Annotated in this window: 36 protein-coding genes; 13 read left to right on the top strand and 23 right to left on the bottom strand. The window is 34.0% G+C overall.

The window, feature by feature from the left end; genetic code table 11:
- Nucleotides 1-98: 98 nt before the first annotated feature.
- From QNH17_RS15090 to QNH17_RS15080, 3 genes are all read right to left on the bottom strand, one after another.
- The gene (locus tag QNH17_RS15090) at nucleotides 99-941 is read right to left on the bottom strand and encodes an aldo/keto reductase (protein WP_283873222.1); all 843 of its coding nucleotides are present in this window, start codon (nucleotides 939-941) and stop codon (nucleotides 99-101) included.
- Nucleotides 942-1,075: 134 nt separating this feature from the next.
- Nucleotides 1,076-1,558, bottom strand: a complete 483-nt coding sequence (locus QNH17_RS15085; protein WP_283873221.1) for a heme-degrading domain-containing protein — start codon at nucleotides 1,556-1,558, stop codon at nucleotides 1,076-1,078.
- A 22-nt stretch (nucleotides 1,559-1,580) separates the two neighbouring features.
- Nucleotides 1,581-2,774, bottom strand: coding sequence for an MFS transporter (locus QNH17_RS15080; RefSeq protein WP_283873220.1), 1,194 nt, complete (start codon nucleotides 2,772-2,774; stop codon nucleotides 1,581-1,583).
- Between the two features lie 193 nt (nucleotides 2,775-2,967).
- Here QNH17_RS15080 and QNH17_RS15075 point away from each other — a divergent pair, with 193 nt between their 5' ends.
- Nucleotides 2,968-3,330: a winged helix-turn-helix transcriptional regulator gene (locus QNH17_RS15075; protein WP_283873219.1), complete on the top strand. Its 363-nt coding sequence runs from the start codon at nucleotides 2,968-2,970 to the stop codon at nucleotides 3,328-3,330.
- A gap of 197 nt (nucleotides 3,331-3,527) precedes the next feature.
- Here QNH17_RS15075 and QNH17_RS15070 read toward each other — a convergent pair whose 3' ends face one another.
- The gene (locus tag QNH17_RS15070; RefSeq protein WP_283873218.1) at nucleotides 3,528-3,653 is read right to left on the bottom strand and encodes a hypothetical protein; all 126 of its coding nucleotides are present in this window, start codon (nucleotides 3,651-3,653) and stop codon (nucleotides 3,528-3,530) included.
- A gap of 238 nt (nucleotides 3,654-3,891) precedes the next feature.
- Here QNH17_RS15070 and QNH17_RS15065 point away from each other — a divergent pair, with 238 nt between their 5' ends.
- Nucleotides 3,892-4,206 carry a DUF3243 domain-containing protein gene (locus tag QNH17_RS15065; RefSeq protein WP_283873217.1) on the top strand — a complete coding sequence of 105 codons (315 nt, stop codon included), beginning with the start codon at nucleotides 3,892-3,894 and terminating at the stop codon, nucleotides 4,204-4,206.
- A gap of 226 nt (nucleotides 4,207-4,432) precedes the next feature.
- On the opposite strand, the gene QNH17_RS15060 is transcribed toward QNH17_RS15065, so the two are convergent.
- Nucleotides 4,433-4,921 (bottom strand): hypothetical protein, encoded by a 489-nt coding sequence (locus tag QNH17_RS15060; protein WP_283873216.1) that lies wholly within the window; start codon nucleotides 4,919-4,921, stop codon nucleotides 4,433-4,435.
- A 451-nt stretch (nucleotides 4,922-5,372) separates the two neighbouring features.
- Between QNH17_RS15060 and QNH17_RS15055 the strand changes: the two genes are divergently transcribed.
- Together QNH17_RS15055 and QNH17_RS15050 are read left to right on the top strand one after the other, a co-directional pair.
- Nucleotides 5,373-5,630, top strand: a complete 258-nt coding sequence (locus tag QNH17_RS15055) for a hypothetical protein (protein WP_283873214.1) — start codon at nucleotides 5,373-5,375, stop codon at nucleotides 5,628-5,630.
- Nucleotides 5,631-5,898: 268 nt separating this feature from the next.
- Nucleotides 5,899-6,081: a hypothetical protein gene (locus tag QNH17_RS15050; protein WP_144549427.1), complete on the top strand. Its 183-nt coding sequence runs from the start codon at nucleotides 5,899-5,901 to the stop codon at nucleotides 6,079-6,081.
- An 830-nt stretch (nucleotides 6,082-6,911) separates the two neighbouring features.
- Here QNH17_RS15050 and QNH17_RS15045 read toward each other — a convergent pair.
- The 3 genes from QNH17_RS15045 to QNH17_RS15035 all read right to left on the bottom strand — a co-directional run bounded on the left by QNH17_RS15045 (nucleotide 6,912) and on the right by QNH17_RS15035 (nucleotide 9,027).
- Nucleotides 6,912-7,118: a DUF5316 family protein gene (locus QNH17_RS15045; protein ID WP_283873210.1), complete on the bottom strand. Its 207-nt coding sequence runs from the start codon at nucleotides 7,116-7,118 to the stop codon at nucleotides 6,912-6,914.
- A gap of 942 nt (nucleotides 7,119-8,060) precedes the next feature.
- Nucleotides 8,061-8,357: a putative quinol monooxygenase gene (locus QNH17_RS15040; protein WP_283873209.1), complete on the bottom strand. Its 297-nt coding sequence runs from the start codon at nucleotides 8,355-8,357 to the stop codon at nucleotides 8,061-8,063.
- A 31-nt stretch (nucleotides 8,358-8,388) separates the two neighbouring features.
- A complete protein-coding gene (locus QNH17_RS15035; RefSeq protein ID WP_283879513.1) occupies nucleotides 8,389-9,027 on the bottom strand; it encodes a nitroreductase family protein in 639 nt (212 codons plus the stop codon).
- Nucleotides 9,028-9,260: 233 nt separating this feature from the next.
- Between QNH17_RS15035 and QNH17_RS15030 the strand changes: the two genes are divergently transcribed.
- Nucleotides 9,261-9,917 (top strand): TetR/AcrR family transcriptional regulator, encoded by a 657-nt coding sequence (locus QNH17_RS15030; RefSeq protein WP_283873208.1) that lies wholly within the window; start codon nucleotides 9,261-9,263, stop codon nucleotides 9,915-9,917.
- A gap of 478 nt (nucleotides 9,918-10,395) precedes the next feature.
- Here the strand turns inward: QNH17_RS15030 and QNH17_RS15025 are convergent, their stop codons facing one another.
- Nucleotides 10,396-10,845, bottom strand: a complete 450-nt coding sequence (locus QNH17_RS15025; protein ID WP_283873206.1) for a GNAT family N-acetyltransferase — start codon at nucleotides 10,843-10,845, stop codon at nucleotides 10,396-10,398.
- A 434-nt stretch (nucleotides 10,846-11,279) separates the two neighbouring features.
- Here QNH17_RS15025 and QNH17_RS15020 point away from each other — a divergent pair, with 434 nt between their 5' ends.
- Nucleotides 11,280-12,503 carry an IS110 family RNA-guided transposase gene (locus tag QNH17_RS15020; RefSeq protein ID WP_283873204.1) on the top strand — a complete coding sequence of 408 codons (1,224 nt, stop codon included), beginning with the start codon at nucleotides 11,280-11,282 and terminating at the stop codon, nucleotides 12,501-12,503.
- Between the two features lie 283 nt (nucleotides 12,504-12,786).
- Entirely contained in the window at nucleotides 12,787-13,257 is a 471-nt protein-coding gene (locus tag QNH17_RS15015; protein WP_283873203.1) for a DinB family protein, read from the top strand.
- A gap of 239 nt (nucleotides 13,258-13,496) precedes the next feature.
- Here the strand turns inward: QNH17_RS15015 and QNH17_RS15010 are convergent, their stop codons facing one another.
- From QNH17_RS15010 to QNH17_RS14995, 4 genes are all read right to left on the bottom strand, one after another.
- Nucleotides 13,497-14,072: a GNAT family N-acetyltransferase gene (locus QNH17_RS15010; protein WP_283873201.1), complete on the bottom strand. Its 576-nt coding sequence runs from the start codon at nucleotides 14,070-14,072 to the stop codon at nucleotides 13,497-13,499.
- 203 nt (nucleotides 14,073-14,275) lie between these two features.
- Nucleotides 14,276-14,839, bottom strand: a complete 564-nt coding sequence (locus QNH17_RS15005; RefSeq protein ID WP_283873200.1) for a GNAT family N-acetyltransferase — start codon at nucleotides 14,837-14,839, stop codon at nucleotides 14,276-14,278.
- Complete coding sequence (locus QNH17_RS15000) at nucleotides 14,817-15,092, bottom strand: hypothetical protein (protein WP_283873198.1); 276 nt, start codon at nucleotides 15,090-15,092, stop codon at nucleotides 14,817-14,819. The genes QNH17_RS15005 and QNH17_RS15000 overlap by 23 nt, the downstream gene beginning before the upstream one ends.
- A 129-nt stretch (nucleotides 15,093-15,221) precedes the next feature.
- Nucleotides 15,222-15,512: a hypothetical protein gene (locus QNH17_RS14995; RefSeq protein WP_283873196.1), complete on the bottom strand. Its 291-nt coding sequence runs from the start codon at nucleotides 15,510-15,512 to the stop codon at nucleotides 15,222-15,224.
- 273 nt (nucleotides 15,513-15,785) lie between these two features.
- Here QNH17_RS14995 and QNH17_RS14990 point away from each other — a divergent pair, with 273 nt between their 5' ends.
- Nucleotides 15,786-15,914, top strand: a complete 129-nt coding sequence (locus tag QNH17_RS14990) for a hypothetical protein (protein ID WP_260871857.1) — start codon at nucleotides 15,786-15,788, stop codon at nucleotides 15,912-15,914.
- A gap of 358 nt (nucleotides 15,915-16,272) precedes the next feature.
- Here the strand turns inward: QNH17_RS14990 and QNH17_RS14985 are convergent, their stop codons facing one another.
- The 5 genes from QNH17_RS14985 to QNH17_RS14965 form a co-directional block, all read right to left on the bottom strand.
- Complete coding sequence (locus tag QNH17_RS14985; protein ID WP_283873195.1) at nucleotides 16,273-16,653, bottom strand: hypothetical protein; 381 nt, start codon at nucleotides 16,651-16,653, stop codon at nucleotides 16,273-16,275.
- A gap of 690 nt (nucleotides 16,654-17,343) precedes the next feature.
- Nucleotides 17,344-17,580, bottom strand: a complete 237-nt coding sequence (locus QNH17_RS14980; protein WP_283873194.1) for a hypothetical protein — start codon at nucleotides 17,578-17,580, stop codon at nucleotides 17,344-17,346.
- A 200-nt stretch (nucleotides 17,581-17,780) separates the two neighbouring features.
- Nucleotides 17,781-17,936, bottom strand: coding sequence for a hypothetical protein (locus QNH17_RS14975; RefSeq protein ID WP_283873192.1), 156 nt, complete (start codon nucleotides 17,934-17,936; stop codon nucleotides 17,781-17,783).
- 732 nt (nucleotides 17,937-18,668) lie between these two features.
- On the bottom strand, nucleotides 18,669-19,349 hold the full coding sequence (locus tag QNH17_RS14970; protein ID WP_283873191.1) for a DUF3885 domain-containing protein: 681 nt from the start codon (nucleotides 19,347-19,349) through the stop codon (nucleotides 18,669-18,671).
- 682 nt (nucleotides 19,350-20,031) lie between these two features.
- A complete protein-coding gene (locus tag QNH17_RS14965; RefSeq protein WP_283873189.1) occupies nucleotides 20,032-20,211 on the bottom strand; it encodes a hypothetical protein in 180 nt (59 codons plus the stop codon).
- Nucleotides 20,212-20,381: 170 nt separating this feature from the next.
- Between QNH17_RS14965 and QNH17_RS14960 the strand changes: the two genes are divergently transcribed.
- Nucleotides 20,382-20,699, top strand: coding sequence for a hypothetical protein (locus QNH17_RS14960; protein WP_283873188.1), 318 nt, complete (start codon nucleotides 20,382-20,384; stop codon nucleotides 20,697-20,699).
- A 290-nt stretch (nucleotides 20,700-20,989) separates the two neighbouring features.
- On the opposite strand, the gene QNH17_RS14955 is transcribed toward QNH17_RS14960, so the two are convergent.
- Entirely contained in the window at nucleotides 20,990-21,199 is a 210-nt protein-coding gene (locus tag QNH17_RS14955; RefSeq protein WP_260871875.1) for a hypothetical protein, read from the bottom strand.
- Nucleotides 21,200-21,668: 469 nt separating this feature from the next.
- Between QNH17_RS14955 and QNH17_RS14950 the strand changes: the two genes are divergently transcribed.
- Entirely contained in the window at nucleotides 21,669-21,878 is a 210-nt protein-coding gene (locus QNH17_RS14950; RefSeq protein ID WP_283873187.1) for a hypothetical protein, read from the top strand.
- A 34-nt stretch (nucleotides 21,879-21,912) separates the two neighbouring features.
- Nucleotides 21,913-22,116 (top strand): DUF1657 domain-containing protein, encoded by a 204-nt coding sequence (locus QNH17_RS14945; RefSeq protein WP_144556147.1) that lies wholly within the window; start codon nucleotides 21,913-21,915, stop codon nucleotides 22,114-22,116.
- 578 nt (nucleotides 22,117-22,694) lie between these two features.
- On the opposite strand, the gene QNH17_RS14940 is transcribed toward QNH17_RS14945, so the two are convergent.
- The gene (locus tag QNH17_RS14940; protein WP_283873184.1) at nucleotides 22,695-22,898 is read right to left on the bottom strand and encodes a hypothetical protein; all 204 of its coding nucleotides are present in this window, start codon (nucleotides 22,896-22,898) and stop codon (nucleotides 22,695-22,697) included.
- Nucleotides 22,899-23,149: 251 nt separating this feature from the next.
- On the opposite strand from QNH17_RS14940, the gene QNH17_RS14935 reads away from it, so the two are divergent.
- Entirely contained in the window at nucleotides 23,150-23,347 is a 198-nt protein-coding gene (locus QNH17_RS14935) for a helix-turn-helix transcriptional regulator (RefSeq protein ID WP_283873183.1), read from the top strand.
- Nucleotides 23,348-23,349: 2 nt separating this feature from the next.
- Nucleotides 23,350-23,742, top strand: coding sequence for a hypothetical protein (locus QNH17_RS14930; protein WP_283873182.1), 393 nt, complete (start codon nucleotides 23,350-23,352; stop codon nucleotides 23,740-23,742).
- Between the two features lie 157 nt (nucleotides 23,743-23,899).
- Here QNH17_RS14930 and QNH17_RS14925 read toward each other — a convergent pair whose 3' ends face one another.
- The 3 genes from QNH17_RS14925 to QNH17_RS14915 all read right to left on the bottom strand — a co-directional run bounded on the left by QNH17_RS14925 (nucleotide 23,900) and on the right by QNH17_RS14915 (nucleotide 25,352).
- A complete protein-coding gene (locus tag QNH17_RS14925) occupies nucleotides 23,900-24,154 on the bottom strand; it encodes a DUF7660 family protein (RefSeq protein ID WP_283873180.1) in 255 nt (84 codons plus the stop codon).
- A gap of 157 nt (nucleotides 24,155-24,311) precedes the next feature.
- Entirely contained in the window at nucleotides 24,312-24,818 is a 507-nt protein-coding gene (locus tag QNH17_RS14920) for a hypothetical protein (protein WP_283873178.1), read from the bottom strand.
- 195 nt (nucleotides 24,819-25,013) lie between these two features.
- Nucleotides 25,014-25,352 (bottom strand): hypothetical protein, encoded by a 339-nt coding sequence (locus QNH17_RS14915; protein ID WP_283873176.1) that lies wholly within the window; start codon nucleotides 25,350-25,352, stop codon nucleotides 25,014-25,016.
- Nucleotides 25,353-25,401 lie beyond the last annotated feature (49 nt).

Raw genomic sequence — 25,401 nt, 5'->3', positions numbered from 1 at the left:
TTCTAGGTCAGCTTTTGCCTGTCCCTTTTGTTTTGCTGGTGGTCCCCCAAAGATATGTTGCTAATATTTAATTTGATAAGTTTATTTAAGTAGTTTCACTAAAAATCAAAATTATCCGGGTCAGGACCGACTCGATGATTCTGATTCAAGCCATCAATTCGTTTCATATCTTCTATGGTTAACTCAAAGTCAAATACATTTGCATTTTCAATGATTCGATGTTCTTTTGTTGATTTTGGAATGGTTACAACACCGTTTTGTAAGTCCCAACGTAAAATGACTTGAGTAACGGACTTGTTATACTTATTAGCAATTTCAGTTAGAACTTCATTATCTAATAATTGTCCTTGCATTAATGGTGACCATGCTTCTAGTTGAATACCATGTTCTTGGCAGAAAGATTGAACTTTCTTTTGAGTCAAACGTGGATGGTACTCTACTTGATTCACCATCGGTTTAATCTCAGCATCTTTCATCAATTCTTCAAGGTGATGTGTTTGGAAATTACTTACCCCAATGGCTTTTATTTTTCCTGCTTTATAAAGAGTCTCTAATGCTCTCCAAGCATCTTTATATTTACCTTCTACTGGCCAATGGATTAGATACAAATCTAGATAGTCTAATCCAAGTTTTTTTAAGCTTGTTTCATATGCTGCTATTGTAGACTCATATCCTAAATCAGCATTCCAAACTTTTGAAGTCACAAACAAATCTTCTCTTGCAATTCCTGCTTCTTGAATTCCTTCACGGATGCCTTGTCCGACTCCTTCTTCATTTCCATAGATAGCTGCAGTATCAACACTACGATAACCATTCTTAATAGCTGCTTTTACCGCATTAACTAACTCAGGTCCCTCTTCTACTTTAAATACTCCTATTCCAAACCAAGGCATTTTTACCCCGTTATGCAATGTAGTTGTATCCTGTAAATTTTTAACCATTAAAATTACCTCCATTATTATCTATTTGAATTTTTTTCGAATGCGTGCGTTTTTAAAATGTCCGACTTTTGGAAAGAAAGTCTTTATCGGCTCCCGTTAAGTATTTAGCTCGATTAATGGCATAGCATCCTCTTCTAAAACTGATTATTTAAATAATTTTTAACTGCTCTAATAACCAATTCATGATCTTCTTCAGGGGTTAATCCTGATACTGTTATCATCCCAATAGCCCCTACGTTTTTTATTTGGATGGGAAATGCTCCACCAAACGCCGCGTATTCCGTGGCATCTAAACGGTATTCTTCATGATGTGGGATTCCACTTAACTCACTTTGTATCTGCATATAATACGAGCTATGATTATGCAAAGAAACGACCCGTTTTTTCCGCTCAATCCATTTGGTATTTTCCTCAGTCGTACCTGTCATCTTGAAATGAAATAATTGCACTCCATTTTTTGTTATATCAACAGCAATCGATTTCCCCTCGTGCTTTGCTGTTTCAACCATTAATAAACCTAATTGAAAGGCATCTTCATTTGTAAAAGAGGAAAATTGAAGTGTTTCCTCCTCTATTAAAATTCTTTTTCTTATTTCACCCATACTTGAAGTACTCATATTTTTCACCCCCATAATCGTTTCATGCTACATTTGCATTTTTTTGATCTTTTTTCTCTAAAGCCATGCTCCAACTAGTAAGGATCACAGCTCCAAGAACCATTACTGCGCCAATCCAAGCAGTATGGATAAGTCCAATGGAATCAGTAATCACACCCCCAAGGTATGAACCTAGTGTTATTCCAGCGTTGAAAGCTGCAATATTGATTGCGGATGCTACATCAACTGCTTTTGGAACAAAGCGTTCCGCCAATATTACGACATATACTTGAAGGCCAGGTACGTTCATAAAATGAAAGAGTCCCATAAGCAAGATGGTTACTAATGCCGCAACTTTAAACGGTGCTGTAAATGTTAAAATAAAAAGCACAATGGCTTGTATGATAAACATATAAAATAATGCAACAATAGGTTTCTTATTCGATATCTTTCCACCAATGATATTACCAATTGCTATAGCTACTCCATACACAAGTAAAATAATGGCAATAGTACCTTCTTTAATATGTGTAATTTGCTGAAGTAGAGGAGATAAATACGTAAAAACAACAAATGTACCTCCATAACCTAGTGCTGTAATAATAAAAACAAGTAGTAAACGACCATTGGTAATGGGTTTGAATTGCATGCGTAATGATGTACGAGTACCTTTTGGCAGATTAGATGGAACCATAATACAATTTGCGATAAATGCAATGATTCCAATAATGACAATTGCAATGAAGGCTTCTCTCCATCCAAATTGTTGACCAATAAAAGTACCAAAAGGTACTCCAGTCACGATTGCTATAGTTAGCCCTGAAAACATAATGGAAATGGCACTAGCTCTACGATTATCAGGAACTACATCAGCAGCAATGGTTGAACCCACAGACATGAATACTCCATGTGAAAAAGCTGTGATTACACGCGCAACTATCAACACTGTAAAACTCGTTGCACTTGCCGCGATACTATTTCCAACAATAAAGACGACCATAATCCAAAGCAACAAAGCTTTTCGAGATATGCTCGATGTTAAAGGTGTCAGAATGGGTGCTCCAAAAGTTACCCCTAATGCATAAAAGGAAACTGTTAACCCCGCTGTTGTAACAGAAATATGCATGTCATTTGCAATGAGGGGTAATAAACCAACACTTATAAATTCTGTGGTTCCAATTGCAAATGCACTTACTGCTAAAGCTAAAAGTGCCCATGTACTTTTTTTATTTTCCATGGTCCTTCCTCCTTTCTAGTGATGTGAAATTTTTCTAGGACATGAACTGCAAAAACTCTGGTAGAAAATGCCCGCAAGATGTATTATATGGAGTGTGTTTTATAAAAGTAAGTACGCACTTTAAAGTTATATAAGCACCTGAAAGTAATATAGGTACTTTTTAGTTCCTATAATTTTGAGTAGGAGGTTAAGTATGTCTACTAAAAAGTATAATATTTCGGTTGAAGCTACACTTGAGGTTATAGGTGGGAAATGGAAGTGTGTAATCCTTTGTCATTTAACACATGGTAAGAAACGAACAAGTGAATTAAAACGCCTTATGCCTGCCATCACACAGAAAATGTTAACTCAACAATTACGTGAATTAGAACAGGATGGAATTATTAACCGGATTATTTATAATGAAATTCCCCCAAAAGTGGAATATGAGCTTAGCGAATATGGCTGGAGTATGAAAAGTATTTTGGATTCTTTATGTGTTTGGGGAGAAAATCATATTACGAAAGTATATGGTGATAAATCATCTGTCTTAGAGGACAACATCTTAAACAAATAGATTGATTTTTGCCATCATAACGTAAAATAGTCCAGCAAAAATCGCAAAACCATAGGGCAGATTATGTAATAAGACAAATCAAAAAATCCGATTCCTCAATAATTTAGGAAATCGGATTTTTTAGTTTGAAAATCTTTTTTGTATACAAAATCCCCGCATACCCTATTGATAAAAAAAACGACAAAACAATTGAAAAGTTACAACCTATTTATCATGGATAATTGTGACATTATATTTGTTTCTTCAATTTCAACAGCGTTTCCATTTTCATCAAACCAAGTAAATTCCTCACCTTGTACTGGTTCGTGCTTTTCTAGAAACATTCTGTATACCTCAGTTTAAATTATTTAAAATAAGTTGCTTTTTTTATCCTAATTATAACATCCCTTGTTAAACTAACCTGCCACGTTAGCTCAATAAGGTGTTCAAAAGTGACCTGATTAAACGAAATTTTTTTACCATAAGATAACTGAAAACTACATTGTTACACCGCTCTTTCAGTTTGAACATTTCTCTAAGGGGTATACATTAAGGGACTTAAACAAAATGGAGGGATATTACATGTTTAACAATAATGAAGCAAATCCTAACAAAGCTGAAGAAGCCGTAAAAAACATGGACAATAGCGAAATGTATGACAAGTTGGAAAATTTTAATGAGTTTAAATCATACCTACACAACAAAATATCAGTAGGGGAAAAACTGGGCATGAATGAAGAGCAATTGGCGAAAAGTGCTGAAAAGGTTGCCGACTATCTTGCTAAAAATACTGAACCTCAAAACCGTGAGGAAATTCTCCTCCAGGAGCTCTGGAAGGTAGGAAACGAAGAGGAACAACACAAATTAGCTCATATGCTTGTAAAATTAGCAAAATAAATATCTAAAGCCCTTTTGTTCCTTATACCTTCAGACTGAAAAAAGAATCAAATTGACATCAACCAAACTCGCCCCTGGCGAGTTTTTTTACTTCAAATCTCAATATACAAGTCCACAGAAAGTATCCGTATCTGTTTAAACTAAACTGCCCCGTTAGTACAATAAGAAAACGGGATCGCCGTAGCGATCCCCATCATTATCTCTTGGACCCATTAGTTGGGTATCTTTAGCTCCATTTATTGAGTACACCGTTATAACCTGTCACTTTTCCAAACAAATACTGGATCGCATACAATATATACGCTTTGTAATGTATGTATATAAAGAATTGAAAATAGTTTAACCTTTTTAGACGAACAATTTTAATTTTTTTTAAGAAAGGCATGAAGAGAAAAGCAAATAGTCCATTCGCTATGGCATTAATCAATACAAATTTTTTGAAATTTCCATATGAAAATTTAAGGAACCACAAAGACATAGGAAAATAAGGACCAATATCAAAAGGAAGTTCATCCCTTATAAAAGATTTTGGCTTATCGTAAAATTCCCACCATTTCCTCTTACGTCCATACAAATGATTTATAATTTCAAAAATAGCTATAAAAACACTCGCTAAAGAATAACGTTTGATACTACGCTTACCTATGAATAGCAACGATAACCAGGGTATCAGTATTAAAAATATATTTAATAATTTATGCCTCTTCGAAGACATATGTAAATCTCACCTCTCTCCGAATTTGTTCCATTTTTTTAATGTAACCAAACATTATATTAAAAATCCACTTATAAAAGGCATTACGGACATATGAAACAACCATGACTTATGAATTTCTTGTTGAACTAACCTGCTCCTTTAGTTTAAGTTCAAATATTCACAATCTTGATTATTTACAAAGCAGCGAACCTCTTACCGTCAATTCCCTACTTAATATAAACCTCATGTAAATTCTCTCTTTTTTTCATAGAAGCGTTTCTGTTACGTTTTTAAGCAATGGGGATACTTAAACCATTAGGAAAAGTTTTTAGGTAAGTAGAATTAGAAAATAGAAGGGAGATAGGTGTAAAGAATTGACGGTAATCGAACATGTGAATTAATAATAAACTTTTGGGATTTTATATTTAATCCTCTTTTCCAAGGTTGTATATTTTTATTGTGAAGGGAGGTGGAAAAGGAAAAAGTACAACCGCATTGCATGGTCTGCTATGAACCGTTTAAAAGAACAGATAAAATTTATACTGACACCATGTTTACACAAATTCAACATGCGAAATGTTTTATTTACAGCCCTGAATTTATTAAGGATAAAGGAACTTATGAAGAAATAGTTAAAAAATATCTTCAATATAAAAAGTCATTTTTAGTATCGGATATACCAATTAAAGATTTATTAGTCGTATCCTTAATAAGAAAAGAAAAATAACGGTACATATTATGATTTCGTTAAAGAAGTGTCAGTTTTCCGAATTACAAACATGATGATATGGTGGATAGTATGTCTCAAGCCTTGTTTCTCTTCGAAAAGACAGGACAAGTATTTTTATTGGTCGCGCGTAAACTAGATTTATACTTCAATCCCTTATGGATCAAGGGTTCTCCTAATTTCCGCGAATGTAACCTTATAACTAGATTGTTTCATTCATAATAGAAAATATTTTAAATGTGCAAACTATTATAAAGGAGGTGAAAACATGCCAGAAATGAAAAATATAACAGGTTTAAAAACAGCAGCTCAACCGACTAAAGGCGGGGAAGGTATTCCATCTTTTGCAGGCTCCATTTCAGACGGTGGTGAATCACCGGGAGCAACCGCTAATGTTTCAACAAACTCAAATGCCCCCAATGACCCGGTTATTGCTCCACCAGAACATTAAGTAAAAACAGATGAAGCGATTGAATGATGTCCTCTAAGACTTAAAAAACGCCATTATTTGGCGTTTTAGTATAAATATTTACGATTAGCGTTTGAAATTCACCCAAATGATGTAGATATAACTCGGCAATACATCTAATCTCATCCCGAAAATTCATTCGCTTCTCTTTCCAATTCATCTCATAATCAAGACGTATTGCATCTCTTTCCGGCATATTTTGTTTATTTACAATTTCTTCAATAAAAGCCTTATTTTCTTTATATGTTAAGTCTAAATCTATATCTTTTAAAATCAGCGAACTCACCCTCTTTTTTTAAATGCCACTCACTAAATTTTATCCTAATTAGATTTTTGTGCCCATTATATTTACAGGTCTTCTTGAACAAACCTGCCCCGTTAGCCATCCATGAAGCGCAAAATCATCGCTTCACCACAGAGAATGAAAATGGATCAGGCAGTCTATACTGTTTTAATGCTGGCGAAGAAGGTCTTTGAACTATGTTGCCTTTGAGCCCATCCGTTAGTCTGACTCCAACGACCACGGTGTACCACCGACTGTCGCACCCTTTAGGGGTAGCACTCATGGGAGATTAATCCTTTTTCTGGTTGTTGCGCCAGCTTTAACTTATCCATTTTAAGTAGAAAGGTTTCACAAGTCGATTTACCAGCCAATCTATATACGATCCTTCAAGAGGCTCAGCCTTTTTTTAAAAACTGGTTTTGCTGGGTCTATTTTTTCATGCCCTTTTTCAGGTTTTATTTTCATGGGAGTTCAATAAGAAAAAAAGGCTGCATAATTAGCAGCCAGATCTTTAAGAAAACGTCCGTCCTTATAGTAAATATATTAATCCAGAAATCCCCAATGAGATTACTCCTGCCAAACCCGAATACAATGCTAATTTAGTTCTGAAGTTTCTATGTTCTCCTGTTTCTGAATGAAAATTTGCTCTCTGTTGTTGTCCATTAGTCCATACCCCCATAAAAATTCCAGAAATAATAATACCGACTATCCCTAAGATTAAAAAAAATTGAGACATTTAAACTCCCACCCTCTAATTTCCTAATTATGTATATTCTAGAAATGAATACAAATACCTTCTTCAACTAACCTGCCACGTTAGTTTAAGTACAAAATTTCACAAAACTATTTTCAATTTAAATTAAAATTATGTAGAAAGAGTCCAATTTACAACAATATCCAAACAAAAAAATACCTTTGATCTATAAAATCAAAGGTCAAAGTGGAACTTAGTGGTCTAGGCTAAGTTCATTTAGGAGGTCTAAACTCAGAAGAATTTAAACTATTGTTATATTAACATATAATGAATATTTATTCAATAATATAAATAATTATACAAACCCTTCCTTTAGTTGCTTTTCCATTAACTTAATGCGCCCTTTTGAATTCAAGCACCCGTTACTTTAAGTGTAAATCTTCACAATCTTATAGCGTAAATACAACTCCCTTCTAATTATATGAAAGGAAATTTTATTAAGTCGAGCTCTAAAGAACATATTCAATAGTATTTCCACGTTTTTCCTTTATTTTTTGTAGGGGAAATTAACAAAAAGTTCATATTCATCCGGAAAAAGTGAAAGCTTATTACATATTGCAACTAGCGATTAAATTTTCTTCAGAGTATTATCTGGGCGTTTTATTTGCATAAAAATTATACGCATTGCCTTTTATACATTTTTACTGGATATAATATAGCGGGCAACGGTAATATGGAGTGGTTCGTTTATTGATTAGTTTGCTTGGGATTAACAGTGGGATTCCATTATAAGAATGCTTTTTTTGGTAGCTGCCTTATTGCCAATTTTAGTCCCTTTTCTAAAAAAGCGGGGATATTTAATTAAAATCAAAATAAGCCTATTCAAGATTTAATGCTCTTGAGTAGGCTTGTTTGCTTTTTGGAAAAAAACCTTATTTACTTATGATACGGTTCACCATTTCATTCTATTTAAGAGTCCGAAATCTATAATTTTAATAGCTGCCCCTCAAATGCTTTAACCTCTAAAGGGGCAGTCAAAAAGTCCTTTGCATTTGCTACGAACTTGGTAAAGTGCTCGCTTGAGTTATGATTGGAAACAGCTTGCATATCCTGCCAAACTTCCACCATCGTAAATACATTTTCGTTTTCTGTATCTTTTTGAAGGCGATATGAAATATTTCCGTTTTCTTCTCTTGAGGCAGTAATTAACGGCTGAATTTCCTCTAGAAACAAATCCTGTTTCGCTGGATTTATATGGAATGTTGCATGAATAATAATCATCGAACGTCAATCCCTTCTTATTTAAATTTCATTACTTCCATTGCGCTACTTGATCAATAGGCAGACGAACTGATGGATGTCCGTTATCTGCTGCTTTACCAATAGAGATTAACATAACCGGAACATAACGATCTTTATCCAATCCAAATGCTTCTGCAATTTTGTCTTTTTCAAATCCGCCGATTGGATTTGTATCGTATCCATAAGCGCGGGCAGCAAGCATGAACTGCATGGATACAAGACCGCCATCTACTAAAACAATATCTTCCATAGCTTCTCGTGAAATCGTTTCAAAATAGCCTGAAAAGGAAGCGTGAATACCTTCTTTTACTTCTAAAGGCATAAATCCCTTCTCTACAGCTGCACCGTAAATTTCTTCAAATTTCTCAAAATTTTTCAAATCACCAAATACAGCAATAACTGCTGATGAGGTTTCAACTTGAGTTTGGTTAAAACGTGCCAGTGGGGCAAGTGTTGCTTTTGCCTCAGGACTTTCAATCACAAGAAAGCGCCATGGCTGCATATTAACAGAAGAAGGAGCACGTGTTGCTAATGTAAGAATTTCTGTCATTTCTTCATGGCTGATTTTTACAGATTTATCATAATTTTTAATGGAACGGCGTTCTGTCACAATTTTATTAAAATTATTCGTTATTTGTGTTGTAGTCATAGAAGTCATTGTTATATTCTCCTCTTTTCGTTATAAGTGTTGTTTATAATATTTGAGTTCTTTAAATACTTTTATTCATTTTAGACAAAAATATCGTAAAGTGTCTAAAATATTAACTGCCTATAACCTTACTCCACTTTCTTTTAGTTGTAAACTGAAAAGAATTGGAATATCAGAATTTGAATGAACACCATTGGATTATGATATAATTTCCTGATAAAGGGAGTGGTAGTTTGAGAAAAATTGCACCTGAAGAAAGACAGATGATGAGAAAAGCCTATGTAAAAAAGTTAATCCATGTCGTTCGGACTCAAGGATTCCTTTCCCTTACCATTCAAGATATCGCAAAAACGATGAATTTAAGCCGGGCTTCCTTGTATAACTACTTTTCTTCGAAGGAAGACATTATTATGGAGCTGACTAATCTCTGTATTGATTATATAAATGAAGCTGGTCAAACCATTTCCAATGAAGAGTTATCTTATCCACTTCGTTTCAAAAAAGTGTTTGAACAAGCTGTTTTTTCAGCTGTCTATGCTTCAGATATTTATCTGTCTGATTTAAAAACAAGCTGTAGACATCTTTATGAAAAAAAGATGCAATCAAGAAAAGAACAACTTTCTGCCATTCATACCTTTTATCGAAATGGCATGAAAGCAGAAGTTTTTAATCAATTGAATCCCTCAATCTTAATTATTCAGGATGAAACTGTACTAGGGAAATTGGTGAATACAGCCTTTTTAGTGGAAGAAGAATTGTCATTGAAACAGGCTATATTCGATTATTATGTAGCGAAGAAAACCCAGGTCCTAAACCCCGAGTACTTGCAAAGCACTGAAAATGAAGATATTAATGCAATGGTAGAAAACATCCTCAAAAAACTGGTATAGCTAGCTTTTTTATGTTTTTAGCGGAGGATACCGCCTCATTACTATTAGCAGCATTTTAATTTGACTAAACTATGCCTTTTACATTGATAAAGTGAAAAATAAAAATAAAAATAGACTCGGCACTACAATTTGTAGAACCAAATCTATTTTGTTTTAATCTATATTATTACTTTTACTTTGAGGGGGAGCGTCAGAAAATGTGGATTTATAACGTTAAGGAAATTACAATATTAAAAAGCCCGATTTCTCAGTATTAAAATTGAGAAATTGGACTTTTTTCGTTACTTCAGAAATGCGCCCGGTTGTTGAAGATCTTAACTACTTTCTCTTGTTAAACTAACGCACCCGTTAGTTTAAGTACATCACTTCACAATCTTGGGTTAGTGTTTCGACCAACACAATAAAGAACCGACATTTTTCAGTTAAGCAATTGCTTTTCCTATAGCTTTTTTATACCTGTAGTCTCCGTTAGCATTGTTTATTTTGATATCCATTCATATTGAATATCAGGTAAATTTTCTTCATTTTCGTGTCCTCTACCAATGATTTTAAATCCATTCTTTTCATAAAATCGTTGTGCATTTTCATTTACTTCAAATGTATATAATGTTAATCTCCCACTTGATTTTGCTTTTACTTTATCTAGTAATGTTTGACCTATACCCATTCCTTGATAATCTATATGAATATAAAGTTGGTTTATTTCCGTTTTATTAGAAGCAATCATTCCAACTACTCTATTGTCAATTAAAGCTAAATTTAATTGACACTGTTCAGGTAATATATTATTTAAAAAATAAACGTGATTTTCAAAGCTATGAATTTCTTTCTGACCAATTGCCTGTTCCCTACTATCTCGCCACATTTTCACTGTTTGTTCAGCGTACTTGGGATTATACTGAGTAATTATGATTTGGTGTTGGTTCACTACAATACCTCCTCAATTTTTGTTTACTACTTTTTTTGTTGTTTTCTTGTTATAAATTCGATGAATACTACCCATTACGTGTATTTAGCTTTTATAAAATTTCTTCCTAGCTTCTCTCCCTATACAGCACCGTTACTTCAATAAGAAAAAGCATTACCGCTGCTCCAGTAATGCACCCGTTAGCCAGCGCAAAAATCAGCGCTTCACCACAGAGAATGAAAATTGTTTGAATCCGTCAATACTGATTCTACGGCTGGGAGAGGAAGGTCGATGAACTATGGTGCGTTAGAGCCCATCCGTTAGTCTGACTCCAACGACCACGGTGCACCACTGACTGTCGCTCCCTTACGGGAAGCACACATGGTAGATTAATCCTATTCTGGTTGATGCACCAGCCTCTAATCATAACGATCGCCGTAGAAAGGATGTTTTCAATGGATGTAGTCATTGAAAGAGCATGTGGTATGGATGTCCATAAGGACAATATTACTGCATGTATTGTGACACCTGAAGGAAAGGAGATTCAAACGTTCTCTACTAAAACTGTATTTCTATTACAGTTGGTTGACTGGATTAAACAACATAGTTGTACCCATGTCGCAATGGAGAGCACAAGTGTTTATTGGAAGCCGATTGTGAATTTACTTGAAGCTGAGGATATTAAGTTTTTAGTTGTGAATGCCCAACATATGAAGGCAGTTCCAGGACGCAAAACAGATGTGAAAGATGCAGAATGGATTGCCAAGCTTCTTCGCCACGGACTACTCAAATCAAGTTATATTCCAGATCGAAATCAACGTGAACTGCGTGAGCTAGTTCGCTATCGCCGAAGTATTATCGAAGAGCGAGCCAGGCAACATAACAGAATCCAGAAGGTTTTAGAAGGTGCGAACATTAAATTGGGATCTGTTGTTTCCGACGTTCTGGGTGTTTCGGCTCGGGATATGCTTGATGCCATAGCCGATGGTGAGGAGGATCCTGAAAAACTAGCAAACTTTGCACGACGCACTATGAAAAAGAAGAAAGAAGAGCTGGAACTCGCCCTAAGAGGCTATATCAATTCACATCAACGCCTCATGTTAAAAACCATTTTAGTTCATATTGATTTTCTGACTGAGCAAATCGAAATGCTTGATAAGGAGGTTGCAGAAAGAGTCAGTTCTCATCAAGAAGATGTGGCACGCCTGGATTCTATTCCTGGTATAGCGACCAGAATGGCTGAGCAAATCCTTTCTGAAATAGGGACTGATGTAAAAAAACAATTCCCTACTGCAGCTCATATGTGTTCTTGGGCAGGATTAGTGCCTGGTCAAAACGAAAGTGCGGGAAAAAGAAAATCAGCCAAAACTAAAGAAGGAAATAAGTATTTAAGATCGGCGTTAACCGAAGCAGCTCATTCAGTAAGAGGATCCAAAAACTATCTCGGAGCACTGTATAGGCGTACAGCATCACGAAAAGGCAAGAAACGTGCTGGTATTGTAGTCGCTCACGCAATGTTACGTATCTCTTATTATCTCTTAACCAGAAAAGAAATGTATGTAGACTTAGGCGAAGACTACTTTGACAAGCAGAGACAACAATCAATTGTTCGGCATTCTCTGAGACGACTCGAAAGTTTAGGGTACACCGTTACGATCGAAGAACTTAAAGCTTCTTAATCCAGTTCACTTTATTACCATAGATCAATGAAATTGGCGCTCTCCCCTTTTAAAAAAACTAATGAGCTGCGTCCTCTTCAGTATTGCCTTTTTCTTTGAATTACAGAAGTTAATTTTCATGGTAGTTCAACAACAATGAAAGAGTCCTTTAAATCGCAGCACCTCTTTCTCTTGCACCGTTCGTGTAACGTATAACTAAATATTGTAAAATAATCCTCCTACAGATTGGCACGAACGTTCATTCGTGTATAATTAATATATGCTTATCAAAGGAGGAACTTTTATGAATTCAATTGAATTAATTATTTTAAACTTAAATGAAGTTAGAAGAAGAAGCATAAAAGTCTGGAGATCTATTCCTGAAGAAAAACTAAGTTGGAAGCCAGATAATGAAGCAATGAATTGCCTAGAAATGGTCAGGCACGTACTGGAAAGCGAACATTATTATCACCTGGCAATTAAAAATCAAGGAAGTTTATCCGTTTTTAATTCTCCTTTTGAAAACAGACCTTATACCTCTGTAAATTCTGAATTGGAATATGCCGAACCCTATCGTAATCAATTCATAAGTACAATTAGATCATTTTCTGAAGAAGACTTAACAAATATTAAAATTGACCGTTCTGATGCAGGATACATAAGAGACCTGGGGGATATGCTCCTACGCATTGCGTACCACGAATCTGTTCATACTGGTCAGTTATTAGATTATTTAAGAACCGCAGGTGTTCCAAGAATCCGTATCTGGGATTAGTGCGTAATATAGGTGCTTTCACTGTTGTGGAGCACCATTTTTATTTTGTATGGTTTTTTATAAGTGTTCCCTTCTTCAACTAAACTGCTTCGTCAGCACAACAAGCAAAAAGACCGCCTAAGCGATCCTTCTTGAACTCAAGCACCCGTTACTTTAAGTGCAATGTTTCACAATCTATATATTTTTTACTCCTGATTCAATTCTTTAATAAGAAATTACAAACTTTGATTGTATAAACTCTACCATAGCTTCCGTTCACCTAACTCAAGATAAACGTCAGTTTCTTCAAAAGTAAGAAGTTTAATTTGAGCTTTAGCTGAAAATAGTTTTATCATGGTACACAGCCCTAACGAATCACTTCGAAAAGGTTGATTTCGTGTACCTCCGATGAGGTTTATGTTTTGTTTATGTTCCCAACCACCTTTTGTATAGAGATGCACTAATGCAGGTTCACAAGTAAATAAACTAATATCAGGATTGTTCTTTTCAATAAGTGAATAAGCTTCTTTTATAAGCCTTAAACCGAATCCCTGCTTACGGAAAGATGAATTCGTAATGACTTCACTTAACCCAAAAGCTTTATACTTTTGACCTTTATGACTTATATACTTCCAAGGAATAGCAACATGATTAATTACAATATTGTTTTCGACAAACACTAAAGAAGTTGGTTGAGTCTCTATACTATCTGGCCAATGTATCTCCTCGTCATTATCGCCAAACGCTTGTGGCCATTCTTGTCTCATTAAAGATATAATTTGTTTTTTTATATAAGAGGGACAATCTCCTTGTTGAAAATGCAGTAATTCAATCATAAATTCTTCTCCTGTTTTTTTAAGAAAATTTGTAAAATCTGATACGACTCTTATTGCTATTTTACTAATATAAATAACTCTTAACTAGAATAATAGAAAATATTAGTCCATTAATAATACATATTGAACTAACCTGCCCGTTAGTGGAACAAGAAAAAAAGCCGCCGAAGCAGCTGTGATCTTAAACTATTGCACCCGTTAGCTTAATAAAGATAGCCTAAAAAATCTAGATCTCCTTCGCGCCAACCATACTTACCAACTTCTTTAATCATTAATCCCTCAATTACTTCATAACCTATACCCCTTGTAATTTGACTTTCATGGTCAATTTTTAACCATTTACATTTGTTCGTAACTGACCTGTATCCATTTTTTAAATACAACGATTCGTTGTCAGCAAATAACAATAAAAAATCAATATTTCTATTGCAACAAAACTGTTCAATTTCTAAAAGTAACATCGAACCTATCCCCTGTGAGCGAGTGTTTTGGGTGACACATAAATCAATTAGACCAAGCACTTTTATAGGATTTCCATTAAGATTCATCACTCTGTAATCTATTCCTACATGTCCTACAAGTTGATTTTTTTGGTTAAAAGCTACAAATCTAAAATGAGGTAATTGTTTAAAATAAATTCTGTTTTTTGGAAAGTCTTCTTGAAAACATTCGCTTAACAATTCTTGTATATTTGAAGTTAAATTATTACCCATCTCATAATCAAATACCATATCTATCTTCACATTATCTTCTCCAATTATCTTCATTAGGGCAGCCCCTGTCTTCTTGAACTAAAGCACCCGTTAGAAAAAGCCACCAGTCAGTATTAGTTAATTTAATAAATTTAATAAAATCATTAACAAAATGGATAATGAAATGAAACCAATCATAAAGTATCCAAAGTATTTTTAATGGTTTTGGTAACTTGTTTATCTTAGCATTAGAAGGGTTACCAGCATTTCCTTCAATCTCGTTAAAATGGTCTATCGCATCATTAAATGGTTTATTCTCATCTTTCATACAACCACCCCTTTACTAAATAATAACATTAATCAGTCCTATGCATTGGAATTTTTTGCATTATTTTCCTGAACTAACCTGCTTCGTTAGTTTAATAAGAAAAAGCCGCCAAGGTGGCGGCTACGGTTATTAGGCGAAGGATTTGTTTTTAGTTGGGACCAGTTTTAAAAACTTTCGATAGCAGACAATCGTTAATACAAACGGTAATATACTCCATAGATAAAAATATGTTCCAAACTGATTCCAAGTTTCCGTTGTCGAAATATCTTCGGCAATCTTTATTCCTAAGAAGTTTAATTGCATAGTCCCATCAATTTGACAATTTACTAACCCATTGCCTTCCCCAGCCATCAAAATAAATAACAAGCCAAAGCATCCAGCAAACCCTAAAAATAACCATCCTAATCTGTTTTGGATCAACGAGGTTCCTCCTCAACATCGTATTTATAAGAATAATTATACAAATATTGGAAAAAATATTCTTGAACTAAACTGCCACGTTTGCGCAAAAAGCAAAAAAGACCGCCGCAGCGATCCCTTCCTTAACATAAGCACCCAGTTAGTTTAACAAGCCCTTTCTCATTTACTGCACATTTTCTTCGTTCAATGACGTAAGTATTTATGAACTAGTTGCAAATAATTGGTTATACTTGGATAAACTAACTTTACAATTGTTTTACAAAGGAGAAACTTATGTTTAAGAAAAACAAAGACAGTACCATTATCTCACTAGGCTTGGTCGCTGCTTTCATTTCGACTATATTTAGTTTTGTTATTATTCGGTTACTATTGGATATCAAAGATCAAACAGGAAAAGGGTGATACTTTTTCTGTTTTTTTCTTTTTCGTCGCTTTCTGTGTCAAATGAGGCATTAATAATTAATTCCTTCTTCAACAAAACTGCCCCGTAAGCACAACAAGAAAAACAACCGCCTCAGCAATCATTTCTTCAACTCTTGCACCCGATAGTTTAAGTGAAAACATTCACAAATAAAAAAACGCAATCGGCACATCTTCCGATAGATGTAATCTTTATACTTTTGTGTGTAGGGTTAAACTTTCAAAGTTTTTTCATGTTGGTAAATAATGTGATAAAAAATAATCCAAATTGAGTGAACCAAAAGGTATATCATAAACGAAATCCCAATCCAGTAGCCATTATTGTAGTGAAAAAGACCTGCTACCCCCCCAGCCATTCGAAAAGTGATGAAGCCAACGACCAGAATAAAATGTATATTGGAATAAAATTTGTTTTGATTTTAATGAAATCATAAATGTAAAAAAACAAATAACTGAATGGACCGTACATTAATAAAGAGGGAACATCTGTAAGGTCAAAATCGGATGTATTACCAGTATCATATAAACTCTTTGGGGTTGTGCCTATGTAATGGTCGGCTAATGTTCCGAAGGTTAAACCACATAAAAAAAATAGAATCGCAATTTTTCTTGGGAAACGCGACGGAAGTTTAATCATAAAAAAGAGTCCAATGCACAATCCAATAATACCAAACCATTCATTAGCATTGAATCGATTATCGTAAACGATTGTAGCTATCATGTATGCTCCTCTTTCTGGATATAATCAAACCTTTTGTACCACTTCAACAACCCCCATGTAATTAAGATTAAACACAAATATGCTATTCCAATTGAGGTCCATACGTACAAAATTTGATACTTGATAATTTTAAAATGGTCGAGTGTCCAATCATATGTGGTGAGCCCTATCCAAATGGCAATGGATAAGGTCCAATTTGTTTTTCTTTCTTCTGAAGGCTGTAAAGCATTAAAAATCATCAGGATTAGAAGTGGAGACGTAACCAAACGATATATCGTGACTGCCCACAAGTTTACACCGAGCATTGGAAAGGTAATAATATTAAAATTCAACTCAAAAATTGTAAACGAAGTTGAGGTAAGGCATAGTAGAACACAGTATAAAAAGACAAAATCGAGTATAGACAGCTTTTTGGGTATAATCGAAAATAAAATGATTGTTATCCAAGCGATACATGAACTTATGAGCAATTGCATACTCTACCGACAACTCCAATATTACCCTTGCAATAATTTTTTTTATTATTTCCATTTAATTTACTTGTATTCTATCGTAAATTTATTCCTGCTACACATTTTCTCTATCGCCTCGGATTTAATCGAAAAGTTAACTTACTCATTACTTGAATAAGGAAAAGCGTGACTTGTTACAGCATCGCACCCGTTACTATAAATCATTTTTATCGCTATATTAATGAAAAACTCCCATCATCGCAAGACCTATAAGGATAGCTGCAAGTGATATTATTAAAGCAAAGCCTACTAATTCACCTCCAGAACCAAAAAAGGTATCAAGTATTCCTAAAAATACAAAAAGCACTTTCTTTGATGTTTTAGAATCATCTGACTTAAGTTCTTTGTAGATATACACAGATAGGGCTATAAAAGAAGCTAGACCTATTAAAAATACAATTAGCCCACCTAACATTCCCCTAGAATCTTCCCTTCGTTGATATTTGCCAAAAATCTAACGGAGATAAGCATTATAGCCACAAAAATCGCACTTCAATCAGTAAGGACATAAGTGATTGTGCGTTATTTTCTTAGTGCTAAAATTAATGCGATTTTTCATATAAATACCTAACAGTTGTAATTTTTAATTCATCATCTGTACTTTCAAATAATTGTTTAATTATTGATTCTATCGGTATCCCTCTTTCGACACTTCATATTAAACATACGTTTTCTCCTGCATTCGCTTAATCCAGTAAATTCTTCAATATCTGAATAAATTCCTTCTTTCACTAACTTGCCAGTTAGCTCAACAAGCAAAAAGATCGCCACAGCGATCCCCGTCTTTAACTCTTGTACCCGTTAGTTGAAGTTCAAACTTTTTCAATTCCATTCCCAGTAACAATAAAATGAGGATTGTTTTCTTTTCGATTAAAGAATCTCCAGTGTTCGCTTTGTTTATCGTCTTCTGAACTATCTGGAAATACTTCTAACTTGTAACCCCCAGATAAAGTGAAATTTAATCCACCAACTTCATCAGAATCAATTTGTAATACTTTTATTTGTCCATTGTCTCCTATAAAAGTATTAATACGTTCATCAAATCTGTTGTTACCTTGTATATCCCAATCGAAATCTCCATTTTTTTCATCCCATTGTGAGTTTGGAGAATAGAAATCCCTAGAAGCAACAACAATTTTGTTTCCTAAAGTAATTCTCCACGAACATTGGATATGTAAAGCGTATTCTGCAGTTTTCTCGGTTCTGCCTCTTCGGATGATTTGAACTATATCCCCAAAACCAAGCCAAAAGAGGTTAGATGCCTTCCTGCATACTCTAATTTCAAACCCTCTAATCTTCCTAATTGAGATTTAATTTCTTCTCTCATACTCGACCTCTTTAACACTGAAATTTATACGATATATTCTAAATTTATCATTTTCGTTCTTGAACTAAACTACTTCATAAGCTGAATAAGCAATGGGATCGCCGCTGCAATCCCAATCTTCAACTCTTGCACCCGTTATTTGAACAAGAGAAAATAGATGAATACTTTGATTGTTTTCATTTTTTCAATCCTCTTCTTCCTAACCCTTGTTCAATCCTTTTTCTATCAACTTCTTCTACCCAATCGTAGTATTTCTCATAAAGTGGACGTATTCGATCTGTTTCACGGGCTATAACTTCGCACCCTCGGTCGTCGTAGACAAAGAAAATAATGTCTTTTGTGATGTTCACTAAGAAAACATCGGGATAATCGATGGAGTACCTACCGAACTTTGGTTTCAATGGAAAATCTTCATTACTCGCTGCCTTAAGTAATTCATTCACACGTATGTCTCCTCGCTTACACAGCAAGGAAAATTGTTGCAGCTCGAATTCTTCTGCTTTATCCAACTCGAACGGATAAGGGTACGTTTTCACCTGAATTCGATTCAAACTATTTTTACACTTCAGAAACGGCTGATATACCTTCAGTTTTCTAGTATGTTTCTCTTTTGTTTTGTGCTTATAAACATTCGTCACGAAGAACAATTCGTCGTTTTGCTCAAACAACTCATTGAAAATTGTTGAGGTTTGCTTATATACAAGTCGAAATCGATCAAGATTGAGATCATCATTATCTTTGAATTGATAGATTTCCCCACCAAGTGAAAAGTGGATGCCAATGTCCCATTGATAATAAATGCTTGGGATTAATTCGACAGTTGGAAACTTTCCCCTAAGATAGTCCATTATGTTCATTTACTAATTCTCGCTTTCATTTAAATCGAATTCAAGGTATCAGAAAAAGGTTTGGATTTGTCTACATAAATAATCGATTTGATAATAATTATAGCATTGCATCTTCAACTAAACTGCTTCGTTACTTCAATAAGAAAAAGCCACCAAATGGCGGCTGGGCCTTCAACTCTTGCACCCTTTAGCTCAATAAGAAATATGAGTTCGCTCTTGCTTCTTAATTTTTTAAAGCAAAACAAATAATAATGTTATTAGGTTTACAAAGAAGAAAAGTAATACCAAAAAGGAAACAACACTCCATACAAAATCTTTTCTTTTGATTGTATTAATAAAAATTATTGCTATCGACACACTCGAAACAATTGAATATAAGTATCCTGAAATATTCGAAATATAATACCCAAATCCTAATGAATTAACTATGAGAAATATGGCTGAACAAACTACTAAAATCTTTTCCGATTTTTTTCCTCGGACAAAAACATAAATAATAATCACTGTAATAAGTAAATCCAATAATAAATTTGAAATCATCATTATAACCTTTCGTAAATCAAATATAGTGGAATTATAAAACCACCAATATTGGCAGCTAATTGTTTAACTCAAGATCCCGTAAGTTGTATTACAAAAAATATAAAATCCTACATCCAACCAATAATTGCAAAGGCAATTAACATGATACCTATAAAAATAAATCTAAATCGATATAGCCAAACAGGAATAAATTCTGCGATGTACGAGATGAGAGCCCGTTTAGTTCTTTATCATTTTTTCTATCTTCCTTAGTGTAAGTAAACCCTATTATAATTCCAAATAATCCGAGTAAAAAAGGAATTAGTGGGATTAAAATATCAGTGTTCATTTTTAGACCTTCCTTTAACTTCGGTGGTTAATGCTAATTATACAGGACAACTCCTTCTTCAACTATACTGTACCGTTAGTAGAACAACGAATGACACTTTATATCCATAATATCCATTTTATGTTATCGTTTAAATATACAGATAAATCCAAAAGGGGGATAAACAACATATGAAGATTATATTAAACATTTTAATTACTTTATTAGTTTTATTAGGGTTGAGTTTTGGCTTAACCTATCTTACCCATACAAAATTCATTGATTATTCGTTTCTTATTGGAATGATAGGCACAGTTATTATTTGGTTTTCTAACTCTAAAGGTGGTTTTACATCACGTCATATGGATATGACCATCCAAGGAACAACAGGAATAAAAATGGAAGGGCAGAAGTTTGAATTTAAACCTAATATTACTTTTTTCACATCACTTGCCTATACCATCATCACATTGGTTGTAATGGTATATCATTACAGAAGTTATTTTTAAAATAAGTAGTGAATTAAGACTTTTCAAAAGAGCTTGGGGGAATTCTAGACTCTTTTTGTTTTCCTTTACAACTTTTCCTTTTTAATCTAAACTGCCACGTTAGCTCAATAAAAAAAGCTGCCTCAATGACAGCCGTGTTCTTCAACTCTTGCACCCGTTTGTTTAAGTACAATACCTTGCCTATGTAAGTAGTTTAAGAACAATCAGCAATTAATCCTTATAATAAAATCCCCTGACATTGTCACGGGGATTTACAACTACTTTTCTCAGTATTTCATTCAAAAACGATATTATAATTCTGTCGATGGGGCTTGTGATGACTTTTCTACTTGAGTTACGGCAGTTAAAGCAGACGAAATTTCGTTCGAAGCCTGTTTAATCGCTTCCTGAGCGAGTGTAGGATCTGAATTTACCTTTTCAATTGCTTTAGTTAACAATTCCTGCGTGAGTGTTACATTTGCTTTTGCTCGATTTAGTTGATTTACATCAATTTGAGTCATGGGAATCTCTCCTTTTGTTTTAAATTACTTCTATATAATCACCCTACATTTAATTTTTATTAAAGGTAAAAACTACCTCAAAATTGAAAATGGGGTATCGCTGCGGTAGTCCCAATCTTCAACTCTTGCACCCATTAGTTAAACAAACACCTTCACTTTTGTTGCACATTATCGTTGTTTACAATCCCGCTTGTCTGTCATATTTCAACATTTTTCTCATAATCATAGTAATCCTTCATAAACCCTTCAACATGTTTTTGTTTCAAATTGATGCGTCAATCTGACGCCTTTTTTTGTTGTAAAGCATCCATTAGACTTTTGTTTTCTATTCACTTACTTTTGCATTCTTCTGGCGTACAACTTCATTTTATTCCTCTGCGTAAATCGTCCTCGTTTGGGCAAAATAGGTTTTGGTACTGCGATGACAATGCATTAGCAGTTCCCTATAACAAACCAAGGAGTGAGATTGATGACTGATAACAAAGAAACTAATCGTACTGATAACAACGCTAGTAAGGCTGTAGGAACCGGAGTCGGTGCTGTTGCGGGTGCTGTCGTGGGTTCAGTTGTGGGTCCAGTTGGCACAGCTGCGGGTGCAATTGCTGGAGGTGCAGTGGGCAACAATGCTGGCGAAGGTGCTAATGTTGCCAACAATAACGCCACAAACCGAGCAGAGTAGATTTTCAATAATCAAACGAAAGAAGGACTCTTAAATGACAGTTGGAACACAGGTAAAACAAGCTTTAGCAGGTTTAAAAAGTGCTCAGGTAAGCTTTGAATCTTTTGCATTAGCTACCGATAATCAAAATGCAAAACAGCTTTATCAACAAGCCGCACAACAAACACAATCCGTGCTTGATAGCCTTGAACCTCGTCTTCAAGAAATTCTAGGTGAAGAACCTCAGTATAATCAGTAAGGAATTATTACCGTTATTCTTAAAAATGAGAAACTATCCCAGATACATTTTCTGGCGGTCGGAATATGATGTTATATAAAAAATTCTTGTCCATTTTCCAAAGCCATCCTTTCTAGGATGGTTTTGTTTTTTAGAACACCATTTATTCTATTTCATAAGTTCTTATCTAAAATACATTAGAAAAAATCAATTTTATTGCACAATATTTAGTCTTTTACGAAACATAAAATATTTTTTTAAATTCCATGTTTGTCCATCTCCATTTCGTTATTTTTCCAAAATATAAAGTACTCCTTAAAATGTTAAATATTTACAACACAACACTTACTGCCCAAGAAGCGTCACTTAGACGCTTTTTTTCTTTTTCTTTCAGAATTTGAGTCAAAGGCGACATAAAAGTGAAATTGAATTTCATCTCTTTCTTAAACTAACCTGCTTCGTTAGCTTAAGTGTATTCCTTCACAATGTAAGTTTTCTGTAAATTTAAATTATAAAACAAAGGGAATTGCTTAAATATCCACATAAAAAAGAGCGACCATTTCAGCCACTCTTAACTTATCCTTTAAATTTATCTATTACTACGGACAATTTTCACAGTAGTAAATTCCATCTATTTTATCCTTACTTAATTCCTCATATAGGAACAACTGGCTACAGCATCCGCACTTAATCAACTCATCAGCACAATCTTCGCATGCTTTCCACTCATAGCCTGTATCTAGGATGTTATTTTCTTCGAAATAGTCATTACAAAAGTCACATCGTACATTCTTATCACCCATAAAATACCTCCCCTTTTATTAAGTGGCTTCAAGTATTACTTTATTTTACTGGCTCTGTTAAATAATTATGTTGATTTTTAAGTAAAAAGAAAACAGCCAGAAAAATCTAGCTGTTTTTCCTAAAATTTAACTTTCTCTTATTTAACTACCCCCCGTAGTTTAATAACAATGTAAAGCCAGCTTGACTTATTATTAAAATCAATGTAAAGTGAACTTAACGTAAAGTTAACTTCACATTAAGTGGTGATAATATGAAAAATAATATTAGGAATATGCGGTCAAAACATAATTTTACTCAAGATGAATTGGCTGAGCGATTAGAGGTATCAAGACAAACGATTATTTCACTAGAAAAAGGACGATACAATCCTTCAATTATTTTAGCCTTCAAGCTTTCACGAGTTTTTAACTGCAAAATTGAAGAAATTTTTATTTATGAGGAGGAATAACAATGGCTGGTATTAAAAAGTCAAAAGAAAATCGAATCATCTATTTATGTTTAGGCTTTTTATTGACTATAATGGGTGTCTATTTAAACTATGAAGACATAATAAAAGGTGAATTTCCTGATGCAATTATGTTACTTGCACTGGGGATAAATCAGTTGCTTCTAGCATATTTATCACCTAACATTTTCCCTAAAGATGAACGGGCAAAAGAAATAATCGGGAAATCAATGACAATAAACTACTTTGTTCTTTTTTTATCAATATTAGTTTTATTTATTGCAACAGGTTCTTTTGAATTCTTAACATTAGATGCAACGCAGGTGCTAATTGTACTCTTTTGTATCATGATAATTACTATTCCAGGAACAATGGTCATCTACTCGAAAATCATCTAGTTCATTTAATTGTTTAGCACAGAACGATTCTCTTTTAGGAAATCGTTCTGTGCTTTTACCCAGTCCTTCTTGTACTAACCTGCTTCCGTTAGTACAACAAGAAAAAATGAACACCACAGCGATCATTATTCTTAACAAAACACGAATTAGTTGAATATCATTCATACATCCTTGAAGCTACTAGTATGTCAGCAATAGTCTGCCAAGATGGTTTTTTTGGAACAGGTTGATTTGTATTCGAATAATAGCCTTCCATATCCTTAACCCAAGCCTCCATAGCTTCTAAATAATCTTCAAGTGTATTATTCTCCCACTCTGCCCTATTAGTTTGTAAATCCATTCTCAAGTGCTTTATGAATTTGATTAAATCTTCTAGACTCTTTACGTTTTCTACTTTTTCATATAATTCCATCTTTAAACCACCTTTTTATTCTAAATTTCTCCAAAAGGTTAGGCTTTCCCCTCTTTGACTAACTTGCTCCGCAAGCACAACAAGAAAAAAAGACCGCCGCAGCGATCAGGTACCTTTACCTGCACCCGATAGTTTAAGTACAATGTTTCATAAACAGTTATTCACTATGGATTTCAAAACAAAAATAACCGAAAGCCAAGTCTTCATCAGTAAGCTCCAAGTCAATCTTCGCAAATTCAAATAAGCGAGGTAAAATCATATCTAAAAACTTACGGTATCCTTCGAGTAAGGATATATAAGTTTTTGGATCATCATATCTGCACAAGGGGGTAAGAATTTTTCCAGTTTCATATTCTTCGGATGTTACAGAATTAGCATCCCTACCTAAATTTTCTAAAATATGAAATTCCTCATCTTGGACGGTAAACTGTTCCCTACATTCTAAAAAGAACATATATTCATCAAATTCACGTTGTAATTTAACCTTTTCATTTAAATAAAATGGTGTGATTCTGATGTATTCAGTTGTAACTTTGGAACGAATAATTTTATTCAAAAGTAAATACAAATCTGAAATGGTTGGGTAGATACTGTACTTCCCATTACGATAAGAAGTAAATTCATATACAATTTCATTTATTGTGCCTTCCCTTTTTTCCAACATACAAAAAATCACCTATTTGATTACGAATTTGTAAAGCCCATAAAGACAGAAGGAGATTGCCTTTTTACCAATTATTCTTTATCCATTCTGCCCCGTTAGTCGAAAAATACGGGCTACCATATTAACAGCTCTGATCTACAACTCTTGCACCCATTGGTGAACAAATTGGAAGACAAGAGTAATTATCAATATTAACTAATCTCCAATAGCGTATATATGTTTCTTTTGTATTATCGCATTTTCGCATAGTTCCTTTAATTCTCGTGCAAAAGTGCTTATTTCTTGCTCTTTTTCACAAGTCAAATTGTATTTATTAATTAAGTCTTCGCATATTGCTACTAAATCTGGAATCTTATCTCTATATATTATTGTTTGCCGATAAGGGTCAAGATTCAGAAGAAGATTAAAGTCATTACCATTACCCTTTTCCTTTTTTATTAAGTAAGCGTGTATTCTTTCGTTAAAATGAACATATTTTTCTGCCTTAGATGCTTCTTTATCGGTTACTCCCATTGCAAAATCTATTCCACACAAGGCTATCACATCCTTAAAACCTAATAACTGTAATTATAATAAATTTTAT

Origin of the sequence: Neobacillus sp. SuZ13 (assembly GCF_030123365.1) — a bacterium.
Lineage (GTDB): Bacteria > Bacillota > Bacilli > Bacillales > Cytobacillaceae > Neobacillus.
Note: the sequence above shows the minus strand (reverse complement) of the source record. Positions and strands in the feature narration are given on the sequence as shown.